Origin of the sequence: Pseudomonas sp. 102515 (assembly GCF_031085165.1) — a bacterium.
Taxonomy (GTDB): Bacteria; Pseudomonadota; Gammaproteobacteria; order Pseudomonadales; family Pseudomonadaceae; genus Chryseomonas.
This window is the reverse complement of the sequence record NZ_JAVHTY010000001.1, coordinates 1380873-1402288: the sequence shown is the minus strand read 5'-3', so window position 1 is coordinate 1402288 and position 21416 is coordinate 1380873. Positions and strand designations below refer to the sequence as shown.

Genomic DNA, 21416 nt, shown 5'->3' with positions numbered 1-21416 from the left:
ACCGATGGCCGCTACCGTGAAGTTCGGTAGCGGCCATCGTGTTTTCTGCTCTGGGAGAGCCGTATGGTTCCCGTAATTGCCCTGGTGGGGCGGCCGAACGTCGGCAAATCCACGCTTTTCAACCGCCTGACCAAGACCCGGGACGCCATCGTCGCCGACTTCGCCGGCCTGACCCGCGATCGCAAGTACGGCGAAGCCAAGTGGCAGGGGCGCACCTACATCGTGGTCGACACCGGCGGTATCTCTGGTGACGAGGAAGGTATCGACCTGAAGATGGCCGAGCAGTCGCTGCAGGCCATCGAAGAATCCGATGCGGTGCTGTTCCTGGTGGACTCCCGCGAAGGCATGACCGTCGCCGACCAGATGATCGCCGAGCACCTGCGCAAGCGAAACAAGCGCACCTTCCTGGTGGCCAACAAGGTCGATACCGTCGACCCGGATATCGCCCGGGCGGAATTCAGCCCGCTGGCCATTGGCGACGCCTATCCCATCGCGGCGGCCCACGGGCGCGGCGTGAACAACCTGCTGGAAGACGCCCTGGGCGTCTTTCCCAAGGATGAGGTCGAGGTCGAGGAGCTCACCGAGGAGCAGGTGCGCGCCGCCGCGGAAGAGGGCGGTGACGTCTTCCGTCGCGTGCAGGGCATCGACGAGACCACCGGCATCAAGATCGCCGTGATCGGCCGGCCCAACGTCGGCAAGTCGACCCTGGTCAACCGCATGCTCGGCGAAGAGCGGGTGATCGTCTATGACCAGGCCGGCACCACGCGCGACAGCATCTACATCCCTTTCGAACGCAACGAAGAACGCTACACCCTGATCGACACCGCCGGCGTGCGCCGCCGCGGCAAGGTCTTCGAGGCGGTCGAGAAGTTCTCGGTGGTCAAGACGCTACAGGCGATCCAGGACGCCAACGTGGTGATCTTCGTCATGGACGCCCGCGAAGGCGTGGTCGAGCACGACCTCAACCTGCTCGGCTTCGTGCTGGAGACCGGTCGCGCCCTGGTGATCGCCCTCAACAAGTGGGACGGCATGGAGTCCGGCGAGCGCGACTACGTCAAGACCGAGCTGGAGCGCCGGCTGCTGTTCGTCGACTTCGCCGACATCCACTTCATCTCGGCGCTGCATGGCACCGGCGTGGGTCACCTGTACAAGTCGGTGCAGCAGTCCTTCGCCTCGGCCACCACTCGCTGGCCCACCAGCCGCCTGACCCAGATCCTCGAGGACGCGGTGCAGGAGCACCAGCCGCCGATGGTCAGTGGCCGGCGCATCAAGCTGCGCTATGCCCACCTGGGCGGCGCCAACCCGCCGCTGATCGTCATCCACGGCAACCAGACGGATGCGGTGCCCAAGTCCTATACCCGCTACCTGGAAAAGACCTATCGCCGGGTGCTCAAGCTGGTGGGTACGCCGATCCGCATCGAATACCGCGGTGGCGAGAACCCCTTCGAGGGCAAGAAGAACACCCTCACCGAGCGCCAGGTCAACAAGAAGCGCCGGTTGATGAGCCACCACAAGAAGGCCGAGAAGAAGCGCAAGGACAAGCGGCGGTAGACCGTGGCATGCTGCGAAAGGAAGGGGGCTCGATAGCCCCCTTTTTCTTTGGTGATGCGTCAAGGCAATCCCGTCGTGGAAGCACCCGTGGAAAAGGCTGCGCCGTTTCCCACGCTACGTGATCAGCCTTATCGAGGCCCTGCGGATCGCGGCTGAGCGTCCAGCTGGCCGCGTGGGGCGAACCGCTCCCTTTTCCACGCCCCATCCCTTGCCCTGGCGGGGAAAAAATCGCAGGCTGCTGGTCTTCTCAGCCAGACCTGTACCCGCGCGATGATCCAGAGCAAGCTTCCCGACCTCGCCGTCACCATCTTTACCCGCATGTCCCAGCTCGCCGCCCAGACCGGTGCGCTGAACCTGTCCCAGGGCTTTCCCGATTTCGACGGCCCGGCCGAGCTGCTCGCGGCGGTCGGTCGCCATGTCGCGGCCGGTCACAACCAGTACGCGCCCATGACCGGGCTGCCGGCGCTGCGCCAGCAGGTGGCGGCCAAGGTCGCCCGCTTCTATGGCCGTGCGGTGGACGCCGAGGCCGAGGTCACCATCGTGCCCGGGGCCACCCAGGGCCTGTTCTGTGCTCTCCAGACCCTGGTGCGGCCAGGTGACGAGGTGATCGTCTTCGATCCCTGCTACGACAGCTACGAACCCTCGGTGCACCTGGCCGGCGGGCGCTGTGTGCACCTGCCCCTGGCGCTGCCGGGCTTCGGCATCGACTGGGCGGCGCTGGAAGCGGCCCTGAGCCCACGCACCCGCGCCATCGTGCTCAATACCCCGCACAATCCCAGTGGCTCCCTGGTCAGCGCTGCCGAACTGGACCGCCTGGCCGCGCTGATCCGTGGGCGCGATCTCTACCTGGTCAGCGACGAGGTCTATGAGCACCTGGTGTACGACGACGAGCGCCATGCCAGCGTCATCGCCCACGACGAACTCTATGCCCGCGCCTTCGTGGTCAGCTCCTTTGGCAAGACCTACCACGTCACCGGCTGGAAGACCGGCTACGTGGTGGCGCCGCCGGCGCTGTCGGCCGAGTTGCGCAAGGTCCACCAGTACGTGAGCTTCTGCGGGGTGACGCCGATCCAGGGCGCCCTGGCCGACTTCATGGCCGCCCATCCCGAACACCTCAGCAAGCTGCCGGCCTTCTACCAGGCCAAGCGCGATCTCTTCTGCGATCTGCTGGGCAACTCGCGCTTCACCTTCCAGCGTGCCGCCGGCACCTATTTCCAGGTGGCCGACTATTCCGCCATCCGCCCGGATCTGGACGACGTGGCCATGGCCGAGTGGCTGACCCGCGAGCATGGCGTCGCCGCCATTCCGCTGTCGGTGTTCTACCAGACGCCGCCCGCGGACCTGCGCCTGGTGCGCTTCTGCTTCGCCAAGCGCGAAGACACCCTGCGCCAGGCAGCGGAGCGGCTATGCGCGATCTGACCCCCACCCAGGACCTACGCCTGGCGCTGGTGCAGAGCGACCTGGTTTGGCACGCCCCGGCCGCCAACCGCGCCCATTTCGAGTGTCTGCTGACGGACATGGGCGAGACCGACCTGGTCATCCTGCCGGAGATGTTCACCACCGGCTTTTCCATGGAATCGACAGTCCTTGCCGAGCCCGCGGACGGGCCGACGGCGGCCTGGATGAGAGAACAGGCGCAGCGTCTCGGCGCCGTGATCACCGGCAGCCTGATCGTGCGGGATGCGGATGGGCAGCACCGCAATCGCCTGCTGTGGGCGACGCCGGATGGCGAGTTGCAGCACTACGACAAGCGCCATCTGTTTCGCATGGCCGGCGAGCACGAACACTATGCGCCAGGCGAGACACAGCTGGTGGTGACACTCAAGGGTTGGCGGATCCGCCCGCTGATCTGCTACGACCTGAGATTCCCGGTCTGGAGTCGTGCCCAGGACGATACCGATCTGCTGCTCTATGTAGCCAACTGGCCGGCGCCGCGGCGCGGGCATTGGAGCCGCCTGCTGCCGGCGCGGGCCATCGAGAATCTCTGCTACGTCGCCGCGGTGAATCGCATCGGCAGCGACGGCAATGGCCATCCCTATGCGGGAGACAGCCAGGTGCTGGACTTCCAGGGTGAACCCCTGATCGAAGCCGGCGCGGAATCCGGCGTCTTCCATACGACCCTGGCGGCCGCGGACCTGGCCGGCTATCGCCAGCGCTTTCCGGCGCAGCGCGATGCCGACGCCTTCCGCCTGGACTGATCAGGCCCAGAAGGGCGCTGGCTGGGCAGCGTGCTGGCGGATCAGGGCGACGGCCCGGTCCACGTCCGCCGCGGTGGTGTAGCGACCCAGGCTGAATCTGTAGCTGCGCGCCGCCTGTTCGGCGGTGAGGCCCAGACCCAGGAGCACATGGGAGGGCGCAGCCTTGGCCGAACTGCAGGCCGAGGTGGTGGAGAAGGCCAGCTGGCGCTGCAATGATGCGGTATCCAGCGGCGTGGCGAAGGTCAGATTCAGGGTATGGGGAATGCGCTGCCGGGCGCAGCCATTGAGCTGCATGCCGGGCAGGGTCTGGACCCCGGCCAGGAACCGCTCGCGCAACTGACCGAGACGCTCGTTCTCCCGCGCCATGGCCTGGGCAGCGAGGGCGAAGGCGGTACCCATGCCGACGATCTGGTGAGTAGCCAGGGTGCCGGAACGTAGTCCGCGCTCATGGCCGCCGCCGTGGATCTGTGCCTGCAGGGCGCCCTCGGCATGCGGACCGACATAGAGGGCGCCGATGCCCTTGGGCCCATAGGTCTTGTGCGCGGAAAAGGACATCAGATCGACCTCCAGGCTGGCCAGGTCGATGGTGACCTTGCCGGTGGCCTGAGCGGCGTCCACGTGGAAGAGGGCGCCCCTGGCGCGGACCATTCGGCCGATGGCGTCGATGTCGGTCAGGGTGCCCAGCTCGTTGTTCACCACCATCAGCGAGACCAGGCAGGTGTCCGTTCGCCAGGCCTGCTCGACGGCGGCGGGGGTGATCAGACCTGTCGCGTCCGGCGTCAGGTAGGTGACGGTGAAGCCCTCGGCTTCCAGTTGGGCCGCGGTATCGAGCACCGCCCGGTGTTCCAGGCAGCTGGTGATCAGGTGGCCGCGTCCGCGACGACGGGCCATGCCGAGCAGCGCGAGGTTGTTGGATTCGGTGGCACCGGAGGTCCAGACCAACTGCTCGGGCCGGGCGCCGACCAGTTCGGCCACCTGCTGGCGGGCGGTGTCCACGGCGCGCTGGGCATCGTTGCCGAAGGCATGGCCGCGGGAGGCGGGATTGCCGAAGACGCCCTGCCGGCCCAGGCAACCCAGCATGGCTTCGATGACGGCGTCGTCGACGGGGGTGGTGGCGGCGTAATCGAAATACAGGGGATAAGCGTCCATGGCGGCCTCGGGCGTTTGAATGGAACTAGGCTAACGCTCCCGCTCGTGAAGAAATTTGCTTTCTTATCGCTTTTTGCCACTCTAGGAAGAATAGAATTCTATTCAATAGCCTATACAGAGAAAATCATTTCATGGATCGCTTCGATCGGGCCCTTCTCGAGATTTTGCAGCAGGACAGTACCCGACCGGTGGCCGATATCGCCGAGCGTATCGGCCTGGGCACTACCGCCTGTTGGCGGCGTATCCAGAGGTTGGAGGAGCAAGGGGTCATCCGCGCCCGGGTGGCGTTGCTCGACCCCCGGCAACTCAACGTGGGGGTGACGGTGTTCGTCTCGGTGCGCACCAACCAGCACGCCATGGACTGGCTGCAACACTTCCACGAGGCAGTGGCGGCCATCCCGGAGGTGGTCGAGCTCTATCGCATGGCCGGCGACACCGACTACCTGATGCGCATCGTGGTGCCGGACATCGCCGCCTACGACGGCGTCTACAAACGGCTGATCCAGGTGCCGGGATTGCTGGACGTGAGTTCCAGCTTCGCCATGGAGCAGATCAAGTACAGCACGGCCTTGCCGCTGGACTATGTGCGGTAGGGCTTATGAAGACCGTAGCGTGGAAGGCCGCGCAGCCTTTTCCACGCTCGATATCAGCTGCTTGGGTCACCCTCATCCCAGCCCTCTCCCAAAGGGAAAGGGGGTTGTCTGCAGGCGATGAGCCCGGCCACTGTGTCAGCGATAGGCGCTGACCTGATCCAGCAGGGTGACGTCGTCGGCCGGTAGCTGCAGCCGGGTGGCGGCCACCAGGTCGTCGAGTTGGGCCTGTGAGGTGGCGCTGGCGATGGGCGCGGTGATGCTGGGGCGGGCGATCAGCCAGGCCAGGGCGACCTGGGCCGGGGTAGCGTCGTGCTTTTCGGCGATTTCGTCGAGGCCGGCCAGGATGGCCATGCCGCGTTCGTCCAGGTAGCCCTTGACCATCTCGGCCCGCGAACCCTTGAGATCGTCCTTGGTGCGGTACTTGCCGGTCAGGAAGCCGCTGGCCAGGGAGAAGTAGCTGATCACGCCCAGACCGAGTTCCTTGACCACGGGTTCCAGCTCGGTCTCGTAGTCCTGGCGCGCATGCAGGTTGTAGAGGGGTTGCAGGCTCTGGTAGGCCGGCACGCCCAGGCGCTCGGCGACCTGGGTCGCTTCGCGCAGGCGCTGGCCGCCGTAGTTGGAGGCACCGATCACCCGTACCTTGCCCTGTTCCACCAGCCGGGCGAAGGCGCCCAGGGTTTCCTCCAGCGGCGTGTCCTCGTCGTCGCAGTGCGCCTGGTAGAGATCGATGCGATCGGTCTGCAGGCGCTTGAGCGAGGCCTCCACCGCCTGCTGCACATAGCTGGCCTTGAGGCCCTTGCGGCCCTCACCCATGTCCATACCCAGCTTGGTGGCCAGGATCACCTGATCACGCTTGCCGCTACGGGCGAACCACTTGCCCAGCAGGGTCTCGGATTCGCCACCGCTGTTGCCGGGTGCCCAGCGCGAATAGACGTCGGCGGTGTCGATGAAATTCAGGCCCGCCTCGAGCAAGGCGTCCAGCATGCGAAAGGACTGGGCTTCGTCCAGCGTCCAGCCGAAGACGTTGCCACCAAAGCAGAGTGGCGGCACCTGGAGGTCTGAGTGGCCGAGGGTACGTGTGTGCATGGGATCCTCATCCGGTTGGGGGGCATGCAGATTACGACCGATGGCCACGGCTCAAGGTTCGAGGCGCGTCGGCCCCGGCCACTCCCGCAGGGGCAGGGGTTTGCCGAGGGCATAGCCCTGGGCGTAGTCCACGCCGATGATGCCGAGCAATTCGAAGGTGGCCTGGGATTCGACGAATTCGGCGATGGTCTCGGCGCCCAGGTGATGGGCGACCTGGTTGATCGACTCGACGATGGCGCGATCCAGCGGATCCTGGTCGAGGGTGCGGATGAAGCTGCCGTCGATCTTCACGTAGTCGACGCGGAAATGCTTGAGGTAGGCGAAGGAGCTGAGGCCGGCGCCGAAGTCGTCCAGGGCGATGCGGCAGCCACGTTCGCGGACCTGGCTGATGAGTTCGGAGGCCACCGAGAGCTTGTTGATCACCGCGGTCTCGGTCAGCTCGAAGAGCAGGCGCTGCGGATCCAGTGGCGAGGCGGCGATCAGCTCCAGCAACTCGGGCAGGAAGTCGGGATCGCTCAGGCTGTTGCCCGAGAGATTGATGCCCACGTGCAGCTCGGGTCGTTCCTGCAGCCAGGGGACCAGCTCGACCAGCACCTGGCGCACGACCCAACGGTCGATGCTGCTCATCAGGCCGAAGCGCTCGGCGGCCGGGATGAAGGTGGCCGGCGAGATCAGCTGGCCCTGGACATCGCGCAGGCGCAGCAGCAGCTCGACGTGCTGCGCGGTGCTGCCGGTGGCGCGGGTGGGGACGATGGCCTGGGCGTGCAATTCGAAGCGGTGCTGCTCCAGGGCCTCGCGCAGGCCGCTGGCCATGAGGATCTCGCGGTGCTGGCGCTCCACGTCTTCGCTGCCGGCGCGATAGAGCGCCGCGCGATTGCGCCCGGCGTGCTTGGCGGTGTAGCAGGCCACGTCGGCCTGGCTCATCAATTCCGCCGGGCTGCGGGTTTCGGCGGTGATGGCGACGATGCCGGCACTGGCGCCGACGTCGTAGATCCGGTTCTGCCAGTTGAAGCGTACGGCACCGATGCTGGCGATGAGCTTTTCGGCGACGGCCTCGGCCTGCACCAGGTCGCAGTCGCGCAGCAGCAGGGCGAATTCGTCACCACCGATACGCGCCACGGCGTCCGAGCCGCGCAGGGAGTCGCGCAGCAAGGTGCCCAGTTCGCGCAGCAACAGGTCACCGGCGGCATGGCCGGCGGAGTCGTTGACCACCTTGAAGCGGTCCAGGTCGATGAAGCACAGCGCATGCTGGGTGGTGCCGGCCTGGGCCTGTTGCCAGGCGGCGTCCAGTTCCTGCTCGAACTTGAGGCGGTTGTAGAGACCGGTCAGGGCGTCGTGGGAGGCGTTGTAGCTCAGCTCGCGCTGGAGGTTGCGCGCGTGGGTGACGTTCTGGAACACCAGCACCGCGCCGATGATGTGGCCATCCACCGTGCGTACCGGCGCGGCGGAGTCCTGCACCTCGTGTCTTTCACCCTGGCGACTGAGCAGCACCGCGCCCTCGTCCAGCGAGGTGATGGTCTGCTCGCGCAGGCAGCGGGTCACCGGACTGGGCAGGACCTCGTCGCTCTGGCTGTCGTGGATGAGGAACACCTCTTCGTGGCGGCGCCCCTGGGCATCCGCCAGCGACCAGCCGGTGAGCTGTTCGGCGACCGGATTGAGAAAGAGGATGCGGCCGTCCATATCGGTTGTCAGCACGGCGTCGGCGATGGAGGCCAGGGTGACCTGCAGCCGTTCCTTTTCCTCGTAGAGCGCCGTGGTCAGCTGGTGGTGCTCGGTGACGTCGCGGTTGCTGCCGACCATTCGGCAAAAGCCGTCGCCGCTTTCGATGGCGATGACTTCAGAACGGATCCAGCGAACGGCGCCATCCCGGCGAACGATCCGAAACTCGTGCTCGTAAGAGGACAGATTGCTGATAGATGCACGGAAGAGCCTCATGGAGGCTTCGCGATCCTCCGGGTGCAGGGCTTCGATCCAGGTCGCTAGCTCGTAATTGCCATCGATCAGCGGCAGGCCATAGAGCTGTTGAACCTTGGCATCGGCGATGAATTGACGGCTGCGGCTGTCCCACTCCCAGATGCCGACGTTGCTGGCGCGAATCGCCAGTTGCAATCGCTCGCGCAGATGCGCGCTAACTTCATCGGCGCGCCGCTCGGCATCAATATCCCGAACCTGCAGCAGATAGCCCGTCAGTAGATCCTGGTCGTTGTGGTCTGGCGAGCAGGCCATCATTACCCAGAGGGTATGGCCGTCATGGTGACGGAGTTGCAACGTCTGCTCATGTTCGCCAAGGTCGGGCTCGGCTTGGGAGTCGGCCAGCAGCTCGTCCAGAGGATGGCCTTCGAGGGCATGGCGCGAATAGCCCAGCATGGTCTCCAGAGCCGGGTTGACGTCCGACAGCAGCCCCTGGGTCGACACCAGCGCCATGCCATAGGGCGCGGTCTGCATGGCGTGCCGATAGCGTGCCTGATTGCGCAGCAGCCGCTGATGCTGATGGCGGCTCTGTTGCACTGCTGATGCCAGCAATAGCGGTGGAATCTGCATCAACGCCACGGGTATGTAGGTGAGCGCCTGGATGGCCAGGGACGCGCCGGTTAGATCTATGACATGGTCGTAGGCCAGCAGGTTGCCCAGCAGGAAGATGTTGAGTCCGCCGATCAACGCCGTACCCGCTACGGTGAGCCGCATGGTCAGCATCAGCAGCAGCATCGCCAGGTAGACGAAGGGGTAGGGCAGGTAGCTCAGGATGCAGATCGCCAGTAGGGGGCTCAGGCCCAGCAGGGCGATGAATTCCTTGCGCCCATATGGCGTGAAGGTGGCCAGCGCCACCGGCCAGCGCAGCAGCGCCAGGGGTAACACCGTGAGTAGGCCGAGGGCGTCGCCGATGTACCAATGCACAGCAACGGTCAGCAGCCTGGCTTCCCCGGTCAGACCCATCATCAGGGTCCCCAACGCCGCCCCCAGCAGCGGCGGCAGGAGGACGCCATAGATGAGCAGGCGGCCCATGGCCGCGACATTGCGATCGAAGGCTAGACTCTGGCGTCGTAACAACGCCGCGCCCAGCATGATCTCGGCCAGATTGCTGGCGCCGAATCCCAGACCAGGCAGCACTGTTCCGCCCGTTAGGAGATCCGCCAGAACGGTGGCAACCAAGATTGCCCCAGCCTGTAGCGGCCACTGTCGTGGCGGACTGCGCAGCAGGTACGCCAGCGCCAGACCGTTGGGTAACCACAGCGCCGGTACCGCACTGGGATCTTGGCCGGTCAGTGTCAGGCACAGCAGAGAAGAAAGCAGGAACACGCCGCAGAGTGCCAAGGCGCTACCCAGGGCGGGCGGAAACCGAAGCGAAGATACGTTCATCGACCGTCCGTAACGGACCGCTTTCGGCGTGGCGGTGCACGGCGGGAGCGGAAATTCCTCAAAGCGGTCAGTATCTAGGCAGAGGCACCATAAAAAAAGGGAACACCGACGGGTATTCCCTTTAGTTTGACGAATGTCAGTTTCAGGCGGCCTTGGCCTGGGCCTGGGTGACCGCGCGGTTCAGGGCGCTGAGCAGGGCGCGGAAGCTGGCGGTGGTGATGTTCTCATCGATGCCGATGCCATGCAGCGGGCGCTGGCCTTCCAGGCGGACCTCGATGTAGGAAGCGGCCTTGGCGTTGGCGCCGGCGCCGATGGAGTGCTCGTGGTAGTCCATGATCTCCACCGCCTGCGGCAGGCTGGCGACCAGGGCCTCCAGCGGACCCTTGGCGGTGCCGTGCCAGTGTTCGGTACGACCCTCGACGGCGACCTTGATGTCGACGGTGGAGGTGCCGTCTTCCTCGCGCAGCCTGTGGCTGACCAGGGCGTAGGGACTCTTGGCCTGCAGGTATTCCTGTTCGAGCAGGGCGTGGATCTGCGCCGCGGTCATCTCCAGGCCCAGGCGGTCGGTCTCGCGCTGCACCACCTGGCTGAATTCGATCTGCATGCGGCGCGGCAGGCTGATGCCGTATTCCTGCTCCAGCAGGAAGGCGATGCCGCCCTTGCCCGACTGGCTGTTGACGCGGATGACCGCCTCGTAGTCGCGGCCGATGTCGGCCGGATCGATGGGCAGGTAGGGCACTTCCCAGAGCGCATCCGGCTTCTGCTGGGCGAAGCCCTTGCGGATGGCGTCCTGGTGGGAGCCGGAGAAGGCGGTATGGACCAGGTCGCCGACATAGGGATGGCGCGGGTGCACCGGCAGCTGGTTGCACTCCTCGACGGTCTTGCGCACGGCGTCGATGTCGGAGAAGTCCAGTTCGGGATCCACACCCTGGGTGTAGAGGTTGAGCGCCAGGGTCACCAGGCAGACGTTGCCGGTGCGCTCGCCGTTGCCGAACAGGCAACCTTCGACGCGATCGGCGCCGGCCATCACCGCCAGTTCCGAGGCGGCCACGCCGGTGCCCCGGTCGTTGTGGGTGTGGACGCTGATCAGCACGCTGTCACGGCGGTCGATGTGGCGGCCGAACCACTCGATCTGGTCGGCGTAGTTGTTGGGCGTGGCGCACTCGATGGTGGCCGGGAGGTTGAGGATCAGCTTGTTGGCCGGGGTCGGTGCGAACACCGCGATCACCGCGTTGCACACCTCGACGGCGAAGTCGGTCTCGGTGGAGCTGAACACCTCGGGGGAGTACTCGAAGCCCCACTGGGTCTCCGGACGCTCGGCGGCCAGGCGCACGATGGTCTGGCCGGCGGCCACGGCGATGGCCTTGACGCCGGCCTTGTCCTGGCCGAAGACGATGCGACGGAAGCTCGGCGCACAGGCGTTGTAGTAGTGGACGATGGCGCGCTTGGCACCCCTGAGCGACTCGAAGGTACGCTCGATGAGGTCGTCACGGGCCTGGGTCAGCACCTGGATGGTGACGTCGTCGGGGATATGACCGCCCTCGATCAGCTCGCGGACAAAGTCGAAGTCGGTCTGGGAGGCGGAGGGGAAGCCTACCTCGATCTCCTTCAGGCCTACCGCCACCAGGCACTTGAAGAAGGCCATCTTCTTCTCGGCATCCATCGGCTCGATCAGCGACTGGTTGCCGTCGCGCAGGTCGGTGGACAGCCAGATCGGCGCCTTGTCGATGACCTTGTCCGGCCAGGTACGGTCGGGCAGGGCGACGGGCGTGAAGGGACGGTACTTCTGCGAAGGATCTTTGAGCATGGTCATGGCGATTCTTTCCTTGGGCGTGGTCGGGACTTACGAAGCGAGCGCAGCAGAGCTTCGCAGTCGTGGACTGACCAGTCGCAGGCAGCGGTGCTGCCGGAGGAGGATGAGGGTATGGGCGTTGTACATGGCGCTCACGTTAGTCCGCCCAGGGCGGGTCTCGCAATGTTCTTTTTGAAATTGGCAGAAATGTTCGATCAGGGCGATTTCGTGAGTATTTATTGCTGGTTAAGGCCGGTTATTGGTGATTTATAAATGAGCGTGGCGGTGTTTTTCGTGTAGCCCGAGCTCGACGGGGTGATCCCTGGCGCCGGACCGGGTCAATGCTGGACGACTCTTGGCAACCGAACGGAAGGAAGGCGTCCATGAAGACTCTCGCGCTGGTAGGCCTGGCGACCACCCTGATGGCCGGCTGGGCGTCAGCGGCCCAGGCCGTCGACAACCCCCTTGAGGCGGAACGCTGGAAGACGCGACCGCTGATCCTGGTCGCGCCCACGGCGAACGATCCCCAGGTGGTGAAGCTGCGCGAGGAGCTGGCGCAGCCGGCCAATCGCGAAGCCTTCGTCGAGCGCGAGATGGTGCTCTATACCGTGGTGGACGGTGCCGGAAGCCGCAACGACCAGCCGCTGCGCCCGGAGCAGGCCCGGGCGCTGCTCAAGGCGCTGGATGCCCGTGCCGGGCAGCCGGCGACGCTCTATCTGGTGGGCAAGGATGGTGGGGTCAAGGTGCGCGAAGAGCAGGGGTGGTCGCTCAAGACATTGTTCGGCACGGTCGACCGGATGCCGATGCGGCGGTAGTCGTGGTTCCCTTACCCCAGCCTTCGCCCCGAGGAAGAGGGGGCCCAGGCACCGTAGGTTGGATCGAGCGTTTGGCGAAGCCCAACAAGCCCGGCCCTCAGGCGTAGACGTAAGGCCCACCCTGCTCCAGCGCGCGCTGATAGGCCGGGCGGGCATGGATGCGCTTGAGGAAGTCCACCAGCTTGGGTCTTTTGCCATTGTCCAGGCCGGCGCGGCTGGCGGCGGCTTCCAGGGGGAAGCTGAGCTGGATGTCGGCGGCGGTGAAGCGGTCGCCGACGAACCAGCCGCTGGCGCCCAGCTGGCTCTCCAGGTAATCCAGGTGCAGGTCGAGCTGGGGCTGGATGAAGCTGGCCGTGGCCTTGGTGGCGATGCCCTTGGCGATGGGCTTGGCGAAGAAGGGCATGGGCGAGGTGGCGATGCGGTCGAACACCAGCTTGAGCAGCAGCGGCGTCATGGCCGAACCTTCGGCGTAGTGCAACCAGTAGGTGTAGCGCACGAACTCGGGGCTGTCCTGGGCCGGTAGCAATTGCGGGCCGTAGCGCCGTGCCAGGTAGTCGACGATGGCGCCGGATTCGGCCAGGGTCAGGTCGCCGTCGACGATCACCGGCGACTTGCCCAGCGGATGCACCTTGCGCAACTCCGGCGGGGCGAACAGCCCGCCCGCCGCTCGCTCGTAGCGTTGCACCCGATACTCGATGCCGAGCTCTTCGAGCAGCCAGAGCACCCGCTGGGAGCGGGAGTTGTTCAGGTGGTGGACGACGATCATGGTCTTTCCTTAGGCCGGGGCGGGCGATCAGGGCGCCGGGATGCCCGGTTCGCCGAGGGAGGTCATGGCCTCGCGCGGTTCCAGCCGCCCGCGGAAGTCGCGTCCGCTCGGGTGCTGAAACACATGGAGGCCGAATTCCGGGAGGATGGAGAGCAGGTGATCGAAGATGTCCCCCTGGATGCCCTCATATTGCGCCCACACCGTGGTGTTGGTGAAGCAGTAGATCTCCACCGGCAGACCCTCGCCGGAGAGCGGCATCTGGCGGACCAGCAGGGTCATGCCTTGATGCACCCCGGGATGGGCGCGCAGGTAGCGTTCGACATAGGCGCGAAAGGTCCCCAGGTTGGTGACCCGACGGGTGTTGACCGGCTCCTGGCCGCGCTTTTCCAGCTTGCGATTCCAGTCCGCCAGTTCCTGCTCCTTGGCGGTGAGGTAGTCGTCCAGCAGGTTGAAGCGGTGCAGGTGCTCGCGCTCGGCGTCGCTGAGGAAGTGCACGCTATTCTGGTCGATGTTGAGCGCGCGCTTGATCCGTCGGCCACCGGCTTCCTGCATGCCGCGGTAGTTGCGGAAGGAGTCGGTGATGAATCTCTTGGTGGGGATGGTGGTGATGGTCTTGTCGAAGTTCTGCACCTTGACCGTGTGCAGGGCGATGTCGATGACGTCGCCATCGGCGTTGAGCTGGGGCATCTCGATCCAGTCGCCGACGCGGATGATGTCGTTGCTGGAGATCTGCACGCTGGCCACCAGCGAGAGCAGGGTGTCCTGGAATATCAGCAGCAGCACCGCGGCCATGGCGCCGAGGCCGGAGAGCAGGATCAGCGGCGAGCGGTCGATCAGGGTGGCGATCATCAGGATGACCGCGATGGCGTAGATGACGATCTTGCTGACCTGGACATAGCCCTTGATCGGCTTGAGGCGTGCCGAAGGCCGGCGCGAATACAGCACGTTGACCACGTTCAGGGCGCTGCCCAGGGCCAGGGCGATGGTCAGCACGATGAAGGCGCTGCAGACGTTCTGCACCACGGTGACCAGGGCCTCGGGACGCCCGGGCACCAGTTCGATGCCGATCGACAGCACCAGGGCCGGGACGATGTTGGCCAGCCGGCCGATGACGCGGTGGTGATTGAGCTCCTGGTCCTGACCGAAGGAGGTGCTGCGCAGCAGGCGATAGAAGCCGCGCACCAGGATGCGCTTGACGATCCAGTTGAGGACCCAGGCCGCCAGCAGCAGGCCGAGGCAGGCGACCAGGGTGAGCAGTTGCGGGTGTTTTTCGAGATCGTCGATCAGGTTGGTCAGGGCCGTGGGCATAGAGGGTCTCTTGACGGGATACTACGGGCGCCACGTTAGCAAAGCTGCGCCCCGCATGCCGTATTCGGCGCCCGTGGTCGGTCCAAGGTTCAGCCTTTCCAGGAAAATTTCCATGCGCGTCCTCCCTGCCTTTTTCACCCTCGTCGCCATGCTGCTGCTCGCCGGTTGCGCCGGGCGTCCCTTCGGACCGCCGACCCTGGACGATCGCCTGGCCGAACTCGGCTATCGGCAGGGCGCGGCCATGGACACCATCCTGGGCTTCGATCTCTCCGGCTGGCACTACCTGGACACCCGCCACCTGGCGCTGGGGACCGGGTTGGGCCGCGCCTACCTGGTGGACTTCGCCATGCCCTGCCGCAACTTGGCCGGTGGTAATCGCCTCGGCTATCGCTCGCGGGCCGCTGGCTTGCGCCCGGGTGACTTCCTCGTCTCCACCGATGCCCGGGGCAACCGTATGGAGTGCCCCATCGGCGGATTGCATCGCCTCGATCCCTTGCGCTGAAACGCCATGATCCTGACCCTCGGCCATTCCAATCATCCGCTGGCGCGCTATGTCGAGCTGCTGCAGGCGCAGGGGGTGACGGCGGTGGCCGATGTGCGCTCCCAGCCTTACAGCCGCCATGTGCCCCAGTATCGCCGCGGGGCCCTGCGCGAAGGTCTGGCCGCGGCGGGCATCGCCTATGTATTCCTGGGGCGGGAGCTGGGTGCACGCAGTGCGGATCCGGCGCACTACCAGGATGGACAGGTGCGCTATGACCGCCTGGCCGCCAGCGTGCGGTTCCAGCAGGGATTGCTGCGGCTGGAGCAGGGCCAGGCACGCTGGCGCATCGCACTGCTGTGCGCCGAGCGCGATCCCCTGACCTGTCATCGTGGCCTGCTGGTGGCGCCCTGCCTGGTGCGACGGGGCCTGGCGGTCGCCCATATCCACCCGGACGGGCGGCTGGAAAGCCAGGCCGAGCTGGAAGACCGGCTATTGGCCGCGAGCGGTCTGGCGGACGGCGACCTGTTCAGTTCGCGCGAGGAGCGATTGAAGCGGGCCTATGCCCGCCACGGCTGGGGCTAGGTGCCTAAGGCTCCACGGGTTCGCGCTTCTTCCACCAGCCGGCGAACAGGCCGACCGGATAGAGCGTCACCATGACGGCGAACACCACCCAGGTGCGCCAGGACCAGGCCGACACCACGAAGCCCTGGGAAAAGCCCACCAGCAGATAGCAGGCCGCGGTGACCAGCAGGATGCTGCCGAGGGTGCTGCCGAAGCGGGGTCTTGAGGTCATGGTGGTTCCGGGTCGCGGCAAGGGAAGGCGTCCCTTTTAAGCCAGCGCCTTGCGCCTGGCAATGCCCGCGACTGCAACCAATTGTTTGCCCGGCTCAGGGCTTGAAGGCACCGATGAAGATGCTCGGATCGACGCGCACGTCGTTGAGGCTGACGTTCCAGTGCAGATGGGGACCGGTGGCCCGCCCGGTGCTGCCGACGCGACCGACCACGCCGCCGCGGGGCACCTCCTGGCCGACCTGGACGTCGACGCGGGAGAGGTGGCAGAACATGCTGATCAGCCCCTGGCCGTGGTCGACGAACACCGTCTTGCCATTGAAGAAGTAGTCGCCTACCAGGACCACCTTGCCGGCGGCGGGGGCCTTGACCGGGGTGCCGGCGGGCACGGCGAAGTCCAGGCCGGAATGCGGATTGCGCTCCTGGCCGTTGAAGAAGCGGCGCAGGCCGAAGGGACTGGAGAGCGGGCCGTCCACCGGCTTGTCGAGGAGCAGGTTGCTGGGCTGGTTGGGCGAGAACAGCCGGTAGGCGGCCTGCTGCTCGGCCAGTTCGCGTTCGAAACGCTTGAGGTCCTCGGGATTGGGCGTGACCTGGCGCTGGTTCTTCAGGGTGATGCGCTGCTCGGCGTAGTGCCGGCTGCCGACCGTGAAGGCCTGGGGCGCGGCGCCGGCGACCTCCAGCGGCTGGCGACCCGCGGCGGTGCCCAGGGGGATGCCGACGATGGCCACCCAGCCGTTGCCGTCCTTGACCACCAGCACCGGCTTGCCCTGGTAGCGTACCCGCGGCGCGGCGTCACCCGGAATGGGGACCACGGCGACGCCGCCCGGCACGGGCTTGTCTAGCAGGCGTTGCAGGTAGGTGCCGGCGTGGGCGGGAAGGGTCAGCAGCAGACAGCAGAGCAGGGCGAACAGGCGGGGCATGGGCGCATCCGGTGGCGAAAACGCCCATGCTGGAGCAGGCGAGGGCCGCAGGGCAAGGTGCCCCAGGCCCCCTTGGTCAGTTGGGGACGATCTTGTAGAGCACGGTTTCCAGTGCCGGCTTCTGCTTGGGATCGAAGAAGCTCATCTCGGGAATGCGCGAATCCGTGACGTAGATGGTGCCATCCGGACCGCGACCGAAGGTGTCCGGCCAGACCAGTTTCTTGTCCTGCACCAGGGTGGTGACCTGGCCGTTCTCGCGGATCTTCACCGCATGGTCTTCCACCGCGCTGACATAGAGGCGCCCTTGCGGGTCCATCAGCAGGCCATCGGCCGGGCCGTTCTCGCCGACCTTTTCCACCTTGGCCGGCAGGCTGGCGAGTTCGTCACCCTGCAGCGCCGTGGTAGGAATGCGGTAGAGGGTATTGCCCTTGACCGCCTGCCAGTAGAGGTAGTCGCCGGCTGGGGAGAGGGCGATGCCGTCGGCGGAAAATTCCACGCCGCGGCCATCCGGACGCACCAGCGGCTCGCCATCGGCCTTGACCTTGACGCCCTTCTCGGCCTGGGTGCTCGGATCGCCATCCAGGGCGCGGCGTGCCTTGCCGCTCTCCAGGTCCAGCACCACCAGGGCGCCGCGGGCACCGGAATCGGTGATATAGGCATGGCGACCATCCGGGCTGAATCTCACGTCGTTGAGGTAGCTGCCCTGGGGTGCCACGCTCTCGTCCAGCGCATAGACCTTGCTCACCTGGTTGCTGGCCAGGTCGATCTTGACCAGCTTGGGTGCGCCGGGCACCACCAGGGCCTGGGCCGGAGCGCCTGGATCGATCACCCAGAGACTGCCGCGACCGTCGGCCACCACGGATTGCACGCAGACCCAGTGATTACCCGGGGTCAGTTCGTCGCGCTTGGCATTGCGCCAGCCGTTCCAGGCCGGGTCCGGATAGGGCACCAGGCTGCCGTCGGGCTTGAGTTCGGCGACCGATACCGCGCTGTCTTCGGTCCAGCGCGGGAAGTTGACGAAGATCCGTCCGCTCTCGCTGACGGTCACGCCGGTGACCTGGTGATCGAAGCGGGCGACCTTTTCCAGTTTGGCACTGGATTCGGCGGCCAGTGCGACGGGTGCCAGGGGCAGGGCGGTCAACAGGGTGGCCAGGGCGAGGCGGGAGAGGGCAGGTCTGGGCATGGCAGGGTCCTTGTAGGGGTGACCGGGCGGTCCGGTGCTAGAGGTACGACTGCCCTGGCCGTGGAGAAAGTCGCCGGGACCGACGACCGGCTGGCCGTTGGCCAGCGCGGGAACGCAGCTGGAATTTCCGGGGTCCTCCCTGAAACCCCAGAGGAGAAGCCCATGTTCCGTCCCATCGCCAGCAGCTTGGCCTTGCTTACCCTGAGTACGGTACTCGCCGGTTGCGACAAACCACCGGAGACCCCGCCTCCCCAGCGCAGCGAAGTAGTGCAGAAGAGCGCGCCTGGCAGCGATCCGGCCACGCAGTCGCCCGATCGCACCGTGGAGCATGGCAATCCGGGGACCAAGGCGCCCTGAGGCGCCGGCTGTCAGTCCAGCAGCGACAGGGTGACCGGCGCCCGGTGATTGTCCAGCACCCGCACCTCCAGCTCGCCTTCGCCCAGGCGAGCCTGGAGCTTCTGGCCCGGCTGTACCTGACTGGCGGTGCGCACGGCGTGACCGCGTTCGTCGAGCAGGATGCTGTAGCCGCGACCCAAGGTGGCCAGGGGGCTGACGATCTGCAGGGTCTGGACGGTGCCAGCCAGGCGCTGCTGGCGCTCCTTGAGTTGCCGCTGCATGACCCGCGGCAGGCGTTCGGCCAGTTGCTCCAGGCGCTGGCGCAGCAAGGCCAACTGGCGCCCGGGATGCTGGCCGGCCAGGCGGGTATCCAGGTGCGCGAGGCGATCGCGGCGGCGATTCTGGGCGATGACGTAGGCACGGCGCAGGCGCAGATCCAGATCGTCCAGCCGTTGGGCCTGCTGGCGCAGTCGCTCGCCAGGGTGACGCAGGCGCCGGCTGCAGGCCTCCAGGCGCAGCCGCTCGCGGGCCAGCCGTTCGCGCATGCGCAAGAGCAGTTGGCGATGCAGGCCGTCCAGGCGCTGGCGCAGGTCGGTGCTATGGGGCGCGAGCAATTCCGCGGCTGCCGAAGGCGTCGGCGCGCGGACATCGGCGACGAAGTCGGCGATGGACACATCGGTCTCGTGCCCCACGGCGCTCACCACCGGGGTCTGGCAGGCGGCCAGGGCGCGGGCCACGGGTTCTTCGTTGAAGCACCAGAGGTCTTCCAGCGAACCGCCGCCGCGGGCCAGGATCAGCGCATCGAAGCCCTGGCGGTCGGCCAGTTGCAGGGCGCGGACGATCTGGGCGGTGGCCTCGCGGCCCTGCACGGCGGTGGGGATCAGCGTCAGCTCCACCTGGGGGGCGCGGCGCTTGAAGACGCTGACGATGTCGCGGATCACCGCGCCGGTGGGCGAGGAGACGATGCCGATGCGCTGCGGATGGGCGGGCAGTGCGCGCTTGCGTTCGGCGGCGAACAGGCCCTCGGCGGCCAGCCGCTCCTTGAGCGCCTCGAACGCCAGGCGCAGGGCGCCGTCGCCGGCCGGCTCGACGCTGTCGAGGATCAGCTGGTAGTCGCCGCGGCCCTCGAACAGCGAGACCTTGCCGCGCACCTTGACCGCCAGGCCGTCGCGCAGGGCCTGGCGCACCCGGCTGGCATGCTGGCGAAACAGCGCGCAGCGCACCTGGGCCTGGCCATCCTTCAACGTGAAATACAGGTGGCCCGACGCCGGCTTGGCCAGGTTGGAGATCTCGCCCTCGACCCAGACCTGGGCGAAGACGTCTTCCAGCAGCACCCGGGCGCGGCTGTTGAGCTGGCTGACGCTGAGCACCTCGCGGTCGAGACCGAGGCGGGTGAAGGGATCCTTGAACATGGGGCGCTTTCTGTGGCTTTCGTCGGCCTCACCTTAGCAGTTCTGGGCGCGGGGCGAGCAGGGGATTAAGCTGCGCGCCCCCTTTGCCGAGACCCGTGTTCCATGACCCTGCGCCAGACCATCCTCGCTCCCCGTATCTCCAGCCATCCACGGGTGGAGCGCACCGCCGTGGAGGTTCTCGGCTGGCTCGCCGCCAGTGGCGTGGTCAGGGCCGAAGCCTCGCCCTGCCTGCCCAGCCGCGGGCGGCGTGGCCATGCGCCGGGTCCGCGACTGACCGAGGTGCTGCGCCTGGCGCCGGGCATGGACGATCCGCGCGACTGCGCCGACGGCGGCCTGGAGATCGTCACCGAGCGCTGCATCTTCACCCCGCTGGACGGCTTCGAAGGCCGCGCCCGCTGCCCCGCCTGCCGGCGCGAGATCGGCGAGGCGCTGTTCGAGCACCTGGAGGTCTGGATGCCGGCGGAAAGCGACAACTTCGCCTGCCCGGAATGCGATCACGAAGACGACATCAACGGCTTCGACTTCCCCCAGCCCTGCGCCTTTTCCGACCTGGGTTTCATCTTCAACCACTGGCCGGCGCGGGCCTTCGCCCCGGCCTTCCTGGAGGAATTCCGGAGGCGGCTGGGGCAGCCGTTGGCGGTGGTGGAGGTGTAGGGGCGGGCGTTTTTAGCGCGGCCATGGCGGTCCGCGATAGCCCCGTAGCGTGGAAAACCGCGCAGCGTTTTCCACTGGGCCTAGGTGCCTGACGGTGGACAAGGCTGCGCCGTTGTCCACCCTACAAGCTGGAAGGGTGAGCTGTTGGGCTTCGCGTTGCTCAGCCCAACCTACGGGGGCGGTAGATTGGCTTGAGACGGCGCTTTCGTCGAAGCCCAACGGGCTCAGGCAGCGGGGGGATTGGGCTTAGGTCTTGAGCTTGCGCAACCACTCCAACCCCGCCGAGGTATCGCCCCGCGGACGGTATTCGCAACCGATCCAGCCGTCGTAGCCAAGGGCGTCGAAGCGCTCGAACAGGTAAGGGTAGTGCAACTCCCCCAGGTCCGGTTCGTGGCGGTCGGGCACCCCGGCGATCTGCACGTGGCCGATGCCGGCGAAGTCGCGCTCGAAGGTCTTGCTGACATCGCCCTCGACGATCTGGCAGTGGTAGCAGTCGAACTGCACCTTGAGATTGCTAGCGCCTATGGCCTGGCGGATGGCCTGGGCGTCGTCCTGGCGATTGAGGAAATAGCCGGGCATGTCGCGCGGGTTGATCGGCTCGATGAGGATCGTCACCCCGGCCTTGGCCGCCTGTTCGGCGGCATGGGCCAGATTGCCCAGGTAGGTGTCGCGGGCGCGGGCCCGGTCGACCCCGGCGGGCAGCAGCCCGGCCATCACGTGTACCAGGCGATTGCCCAGCACGGCGGCGTAGTCCAGGGCGCGGTCGATGCCGGCGCGGCACTCGGCTTCGCGACCGGGCAGGGCGGCCAGGCCGCGTTCGCCAGCGGCCCAGTCACCGGGCGGGGCGTTGAACAGCACCTGGGTCAGGCCGGCGGCGTCCAGGCGCGCCTCGATCTCGGCGGCGGTGTGCTCATAGGGAAAGAGGTATTCCACGGCCTGGAAGCCATCCGCCGCGGCGGCGGCGAAGCGGTCGAGGAAGGCATGCTCGGGGTAGAGCATGCTGAGGTTGGCGGCGAAGCGGGGCAT

The 21416-nt window shown here is 66.6% G+C and carries 20 protein-coding genes; 9 read left to right on the top strand and 11 right to left on the bottom strand.

Annotated features, from left to right (window positions below):
- Positions 1-63 precede the first annotated feature (63 nt).
- From der to RCF34_RS06420, 3 genes are all read left to right on the top strand, one after another.
- Positions 64-1551, top strand: a complete 1488-nt coding sequence (gene der / locus RCF34_RS06430; RefSeq protein ID WP_158892845.1) for a ribosome biogenesis GTPase Der — start codon at positions 64-66, stop codon at positions 1549-1551.
- Between the two features lie 270 nt (positions 1552-1821).
- Positions 1822-2970: a pyridoxal phosphate-dependent aminotransferase gene (locus RCF34_RS06425; RefSeq protein ID WP_308707402.1), complete on the top strand. Its 1149-nt coding sequence runs from the start codon at positions 1822-1824 to the stop codon at positions 2968-2970.
- Entirely contained in the window at positions 2958-3749 is a 792-nt protein-coding gene (locus RCF34_RS06420) for an amidohydrolase (RefSeq protein WP_308707401.1), read from the top strand. The genes RCF34_RS06425 and RCF34_RS06420 overlap by 13 nt, the downstream gene beginning before the upstream one ends.
- Here RCF34_RS06420 and RCF34_RS06415 read toward each other — a convergent pair whose 3' ends face one another.
- A complete protein-coding gene (locus tag RCF34_RS06415) occupies positions 3750-4898 on the bottom strand; it encodes an aminotransferase class V-fold PLP-dependent enzyme (protein ID WP_308707400.1) in 1149 nt (382 codons plus the stop codon).
- A gap of 131 nt (positions 4899-5029) precedes the next feature.
- On the opposite strand from RCF34_RS06415, the gene RCF34_RS06410 reads away from it, so the two are divergent.
- Entirely contained in the window at positions 5030-5491 is a 462-nt protein-coding gene (locus RCF34_RS06410; protein WP_308707399.1) for an Lrp/AsnC family transcriptional regulator, read from the top strand.
- A 135-nt stretch (positions 5492-5626) separates the two neighbouring features.
- On the opposite strand, the gene RCF34_RS06405 is transcribed toward RCF34_RS06410, so the two are convergent.
- The 3 genes from RCF34_RS06405 to leuA all read right to left on the bottom strand — a co-directional run bounded on the left by RCF34_RS06405 (position 5627) and on the right by leuA (position 11747).
- A complete protein-coding gene (locus RCF34_RS06405) occupies positions 5627-6577 on the bottom strand; it encodes an aldo/keto reductase (protein WP_308707398.1) in 951 nt (316 codons plus the stop codon).
- Positions 6578-6628: 51 nt separating this feature from the next.
- Complete coding sequence (locus RCF34_RS06400) at positions 6629-9934, bottom strand: EAL domain-containing protein (RefSeq protein WP_308707397.1); 3306 nt, start codon at positions 9932-9934, stop codon at positions 6629-6631.
- 142 nt (positions 9935-10076) lie between these two features.
- Entirely contained in the window at positions 10077-11747 is a 1671-nt protein-coding gene (gene leuA / locus RCF34_RS06395) for a 2-isopropylmalate synthase (protein WP_308707396.1), read from the bottom strand.
- Positions 11748-12109: 362 nt separating this feature from the next.
- On the opposite strand from leuA, the gene RCF34_RS06390 reads away from it, so the two are divergent.
- Positions 12110-12541: a DUF4174 domain-containing protein gene (locus RCF34_RS06390; RefSeq protein ID WP_308707395.1), complete on the top strand. Its 432-nt coding sequence runs from the start codon at positions 12110-12112 to the stop codon at positions 12539-12541.
- A 97-nt stretch (positions 12542-12638) separates the two neighbouring features.
- On the opposite strand, the gene RCF34_RS06385 is transcribed toward RCF34_RS06390, so the two are convergent.
- Both RCF34_RS06385 and RCF34_RS06380 read right to left on the bottom strand, forming a co-directional pair.
- Positions 12639-13307, bottom strand: a complete 669-nt coding sequence (locus tag RCF34_RS06385; protein WP_308707394.1) for a glutathione S-transferase — start codon at positions 13305-13307, stop codon at positions 12639-12641.
- 27 nt (positions 13308-13334) lie between these two features.
- Positions 13335-14615, bottom strand: coding sequence for a mechanosensitive ion channel family protein (locus RCF34_RS06380; protein WP_308707393.1), 1281 nt, complete (start codon positions 14613-14615; stop codon positions 13335-13337).
- Positions 14616-14727: 112 nt separating this feature from the next.
- Between RCF34_RS06380 and RCF34_RS06375 the strand changes: the two genes are divergently transcribed.
- Both RCF34_RS06375 and RCF34_RS06370 read left to right on the top strand, forming a co-directional pair.
- The gene (locus tag RCF34_RS06375) at positions 14728-15117 is read left to right on the top strand and encodes a DUF6491 family protein (RefSeq protein ID WP_308707392.1); all 390 of its coding nucleotides are present in this window, start codon (positions 14728-14730) and stop codon (positions 15115-15117) included.
- 6 nt (positions 15118-15123) lie between these two features.
- Positions 15124-15678, top strand: coding sequence for a DUF488 domain-containing protein (locus RCF34_RS06370; RefSeq protein WP_308707391.1), 555 nt, complete (start codon positions 15124-15126; stop codon positions 15676-15678).
- Between the two features lie 4 nt (positions 15679-15682).
- On the opposite strand, the gene RCF34_RS06365 is transcribed toward RCF34_RS06370, so the two are convergent.
- The 3 genes from RCF34_RS06365 to RCF34_RS06355 all read right to left on the bottom strand — a co-directional run bounded on the left by RCF34_RS06365 (position 15683) and on the right by RCF34_RS06355 (position 17988).
- On the bottom strand, positions 15683-15889 hold the full coding sequence (locus RCF34_RS06365) for a hypothetical protein (RefSeq protein ID WP_308707390.1): 207 nt from the start codon (positions 15887-15889) through the stop codon (positions 15683-15685).
- Between the two features lie 94 nt (positions 15890-15983).
- Positions 15984-16805, bottom strand: coding sequence for a peptidoglycan DD-metalloendopeptidase family protein (locus tag RCF34_RS06360; RefSeq protein ID WP_308707389.1), 822 nt, complete (start codon positions 16803-16805; stop codon positions 15984-15986).
- 76 nt (positions 16806-16881) lie between these two features.
- Positions 16882-17988 carry an L-dopachrome tautomerase-related protein gene (locus RCF34_RS06355; RefSeq protein WP_308707388.1) on the bottom strand — a complete coding sequence of 369 codons (1107 nt, stop codon included), beginning with the start codon at positions 17986-17988 and terminating at the stop codon, positions 16882-16884.
- 162 nt (positions 17989-18150) lie between these two features.
- Here RCF34_RS06355 and RCF34_RS06350 point away from each other — a divergent pair, with 162 nt between their 5' ends.
- Positions 18151-18345 (top strand): hypothetical protein, encoded by a 195-nt coding sequence (locus tag RCF34_RS06350; protein ID WP_308707387.1) that lies wholly within the window; start codon positions 18151-18153, stop codon positions 18343-18345.
- Positions 18346-18356: 11 nt separating this feature from the next.
- Here the strand turns inward: RCF34_RS06350 and xseA are convergent, their stop codons facing one another.
- Positions 18357-19736: an exodeoxyribonuclease VII large subunit gene (gene xseA, locus RCF34_RS06345; RefSeq protein ID WP_308707386.1), complete on the bottom strand. Its 1380-nt coding sequence runs from the start codon at positions 19734-19736 to the stop codon at positions 18357-18359.
- A 102-nt stretch (positions 19737-19838) separates the two neighbouring features.
- Here xseA and RCF34_RS06340 point away from each other — a divergent pair, with 102 nt between their 5' ends.
- Entirely contained in the window at positions 19839-20390 is a 552-nt protein-coding gene (locus RCF34_RS06340) for a sugar ABC transporter ATPase (RefSeq protein WP_308707385.1), read from the top strand.
- Between the two features lie 246 nt (positions 20391-20636).
- Here the strand turns inward: RCF34_RS06340 and otnI are convergent, their stop codons facing one another.
- Positions 20637-21416, bottom strand: a complete 780-nt coding sequence (otnI, locus tag RCF34_RS06335) for a 2-oxo-tetronate isomerase (protein WP_308707384.1) — start codon at positions 21414-21416, stop codon at positions 20637-20639.

Excerpts from the sequence above, each read along its gene's own strand:
- RCF34_RS06380 (WP_308707393.1), bottom strand. The coding sequence starts at position 14,615 with ATGCCCACGGCCCTGACCAACCTGATCGACGATCTCGAAAAACACCCG.
- leuA (WP_308707396.1), bottom strand. The coding sequence starts at position 11,747 with ATGACCATGCTCAAAGATCCTTCGCAGAAGTACCGTCCCTTCACGCCC.
- RCF34_RS06385 (WP_308707394.1), bottom strand. The coding sequence starts at position 13,307 with ATGATCGTCGTCCACCACCTGAACAACTCCCGCTCCCAGCGGGTGCTC.
- RCF34_RS06350 (WP_308707387.1), top strand. The coding sequence starts at position 18,151 with ATGTTCCGTCCCATCGCCAGCAGCTTGGCCTTGCTTACCCTGAGTACG.
- xseA (WP_308707386.1), bottom strand. The coding sequence starts at position 19,736 with ATGTTCAAGGATCCCTTCACCCGCCTCGGTCTCGACCGCGAGGTGCTC.
- der (WP_158892845.1), top strand. The coding sequence starts at position 64 with ATGGTTCCCGTAATTGCCCTGGTGGGGCGGCCGAACGTCGGCAAATCC.
- RCF34_RS06370 (WP_308707391.1), top strand. The coding sequence starts at position 15,124 with ATGATCCTGACCCTCGGCCATTCCAATCATCCGCTGGCGCGCTATGTC.
- RCF34_RS06360 (WP_308707389.1), bottom strand. The coding sequence starts at position 16,805 with ATGCCCCGCCTGTTCGCCCTGCTCTGCTGTCTGCTGCTGACCCTTCCC.
- RCF34_RS06420 (WP_308707401.1), top strand. The coding sequence starts at position 2,958 with ATGCGCGATCTGACCCCCACCCAGGACCTACGCCTGGCGCTGGTGCAG.
- RCF34_RS06425 (WP_308707402.1), top strand. The coding sequence starts at position 1,822 with ATGATCCAGAGCAAGCTTCCCGACCTCGCCGTCACCATCTTTACCCGC.
- RCF34_RS06390 (WP_308707395.1), top strand. The coding sequence starts at position 12,110 with ATGAAGACTCTCGCGCTGGTAGGCCTGGCGACCACCCTGATGGCCGGC.
- RCF34_RS06405 (WP_308707398.1), bottom strand. The coding sequence starts at position 6,577 with ATGCACACACGTACCCTCGGCCACTCAGACCTCCAGGTGCCGCCACTC.
- RCF34_RS06375 (WP_308707392.1), top strand. The coding sequence starts at position 14,728 with ATGCGCGTCCTCCCTGCCTTTTTCACCCTCGTCGCCATGCTGCTGCTC.
- RCF34_RS06415 (WP_308707400.1), bottom strand. The coding sequence starts at position 4,898 with ATGGACGCTTATCCCCTGTATTTCGATTACGCCGCCACCACCCCCGTC.
- RCF34_RS06410 (WP_308707399.1), top strand. The coding sequence starts at position 5,030 with ATGGATCGCTTCGATCGGGCCCTTCTCGAGATTTTGCAGCAGGACAGT.
- RCF34_RS06340 (WP_308707385.1), top strand. The coding sequence starts at position 19,839 with ATGACCCTGCGCCAGACCATCCTCGCTCCCCGTATCTCCAGCCATCCA.
- otnI (WP_308707384.1), bottom strand. The coding sequence starts at position 21,416 with ATGCCCCGCTTCGCCGCCAACCTCAGCATGCTCTACCCCGAGCATGCC.
- RCF34_RS06355 (WP_308707388.1), bottom strand. The coding sequence starts at position 17,988 with ATGCCCAGACCTGCCCTCTCCCGCCTCGCCCTGGCCACCCTGTTGACC.
- RCF34_RS06400 (WP_308707397.1), bottom strand. The coding sequence starts at position 9,934 with ATGAACGTATCTTCGCTTCGGTTTCCGCCCGCCCTGGGTAGCGCCTTG.
- RCF34_RS06365 (WP_308707390.1), bottom strand. The coding sequence starts at position 15,889 with ATGACCTCAAGACCCCGCTTCGGCAGCACCCTCGGCAGCATCCTGCTG.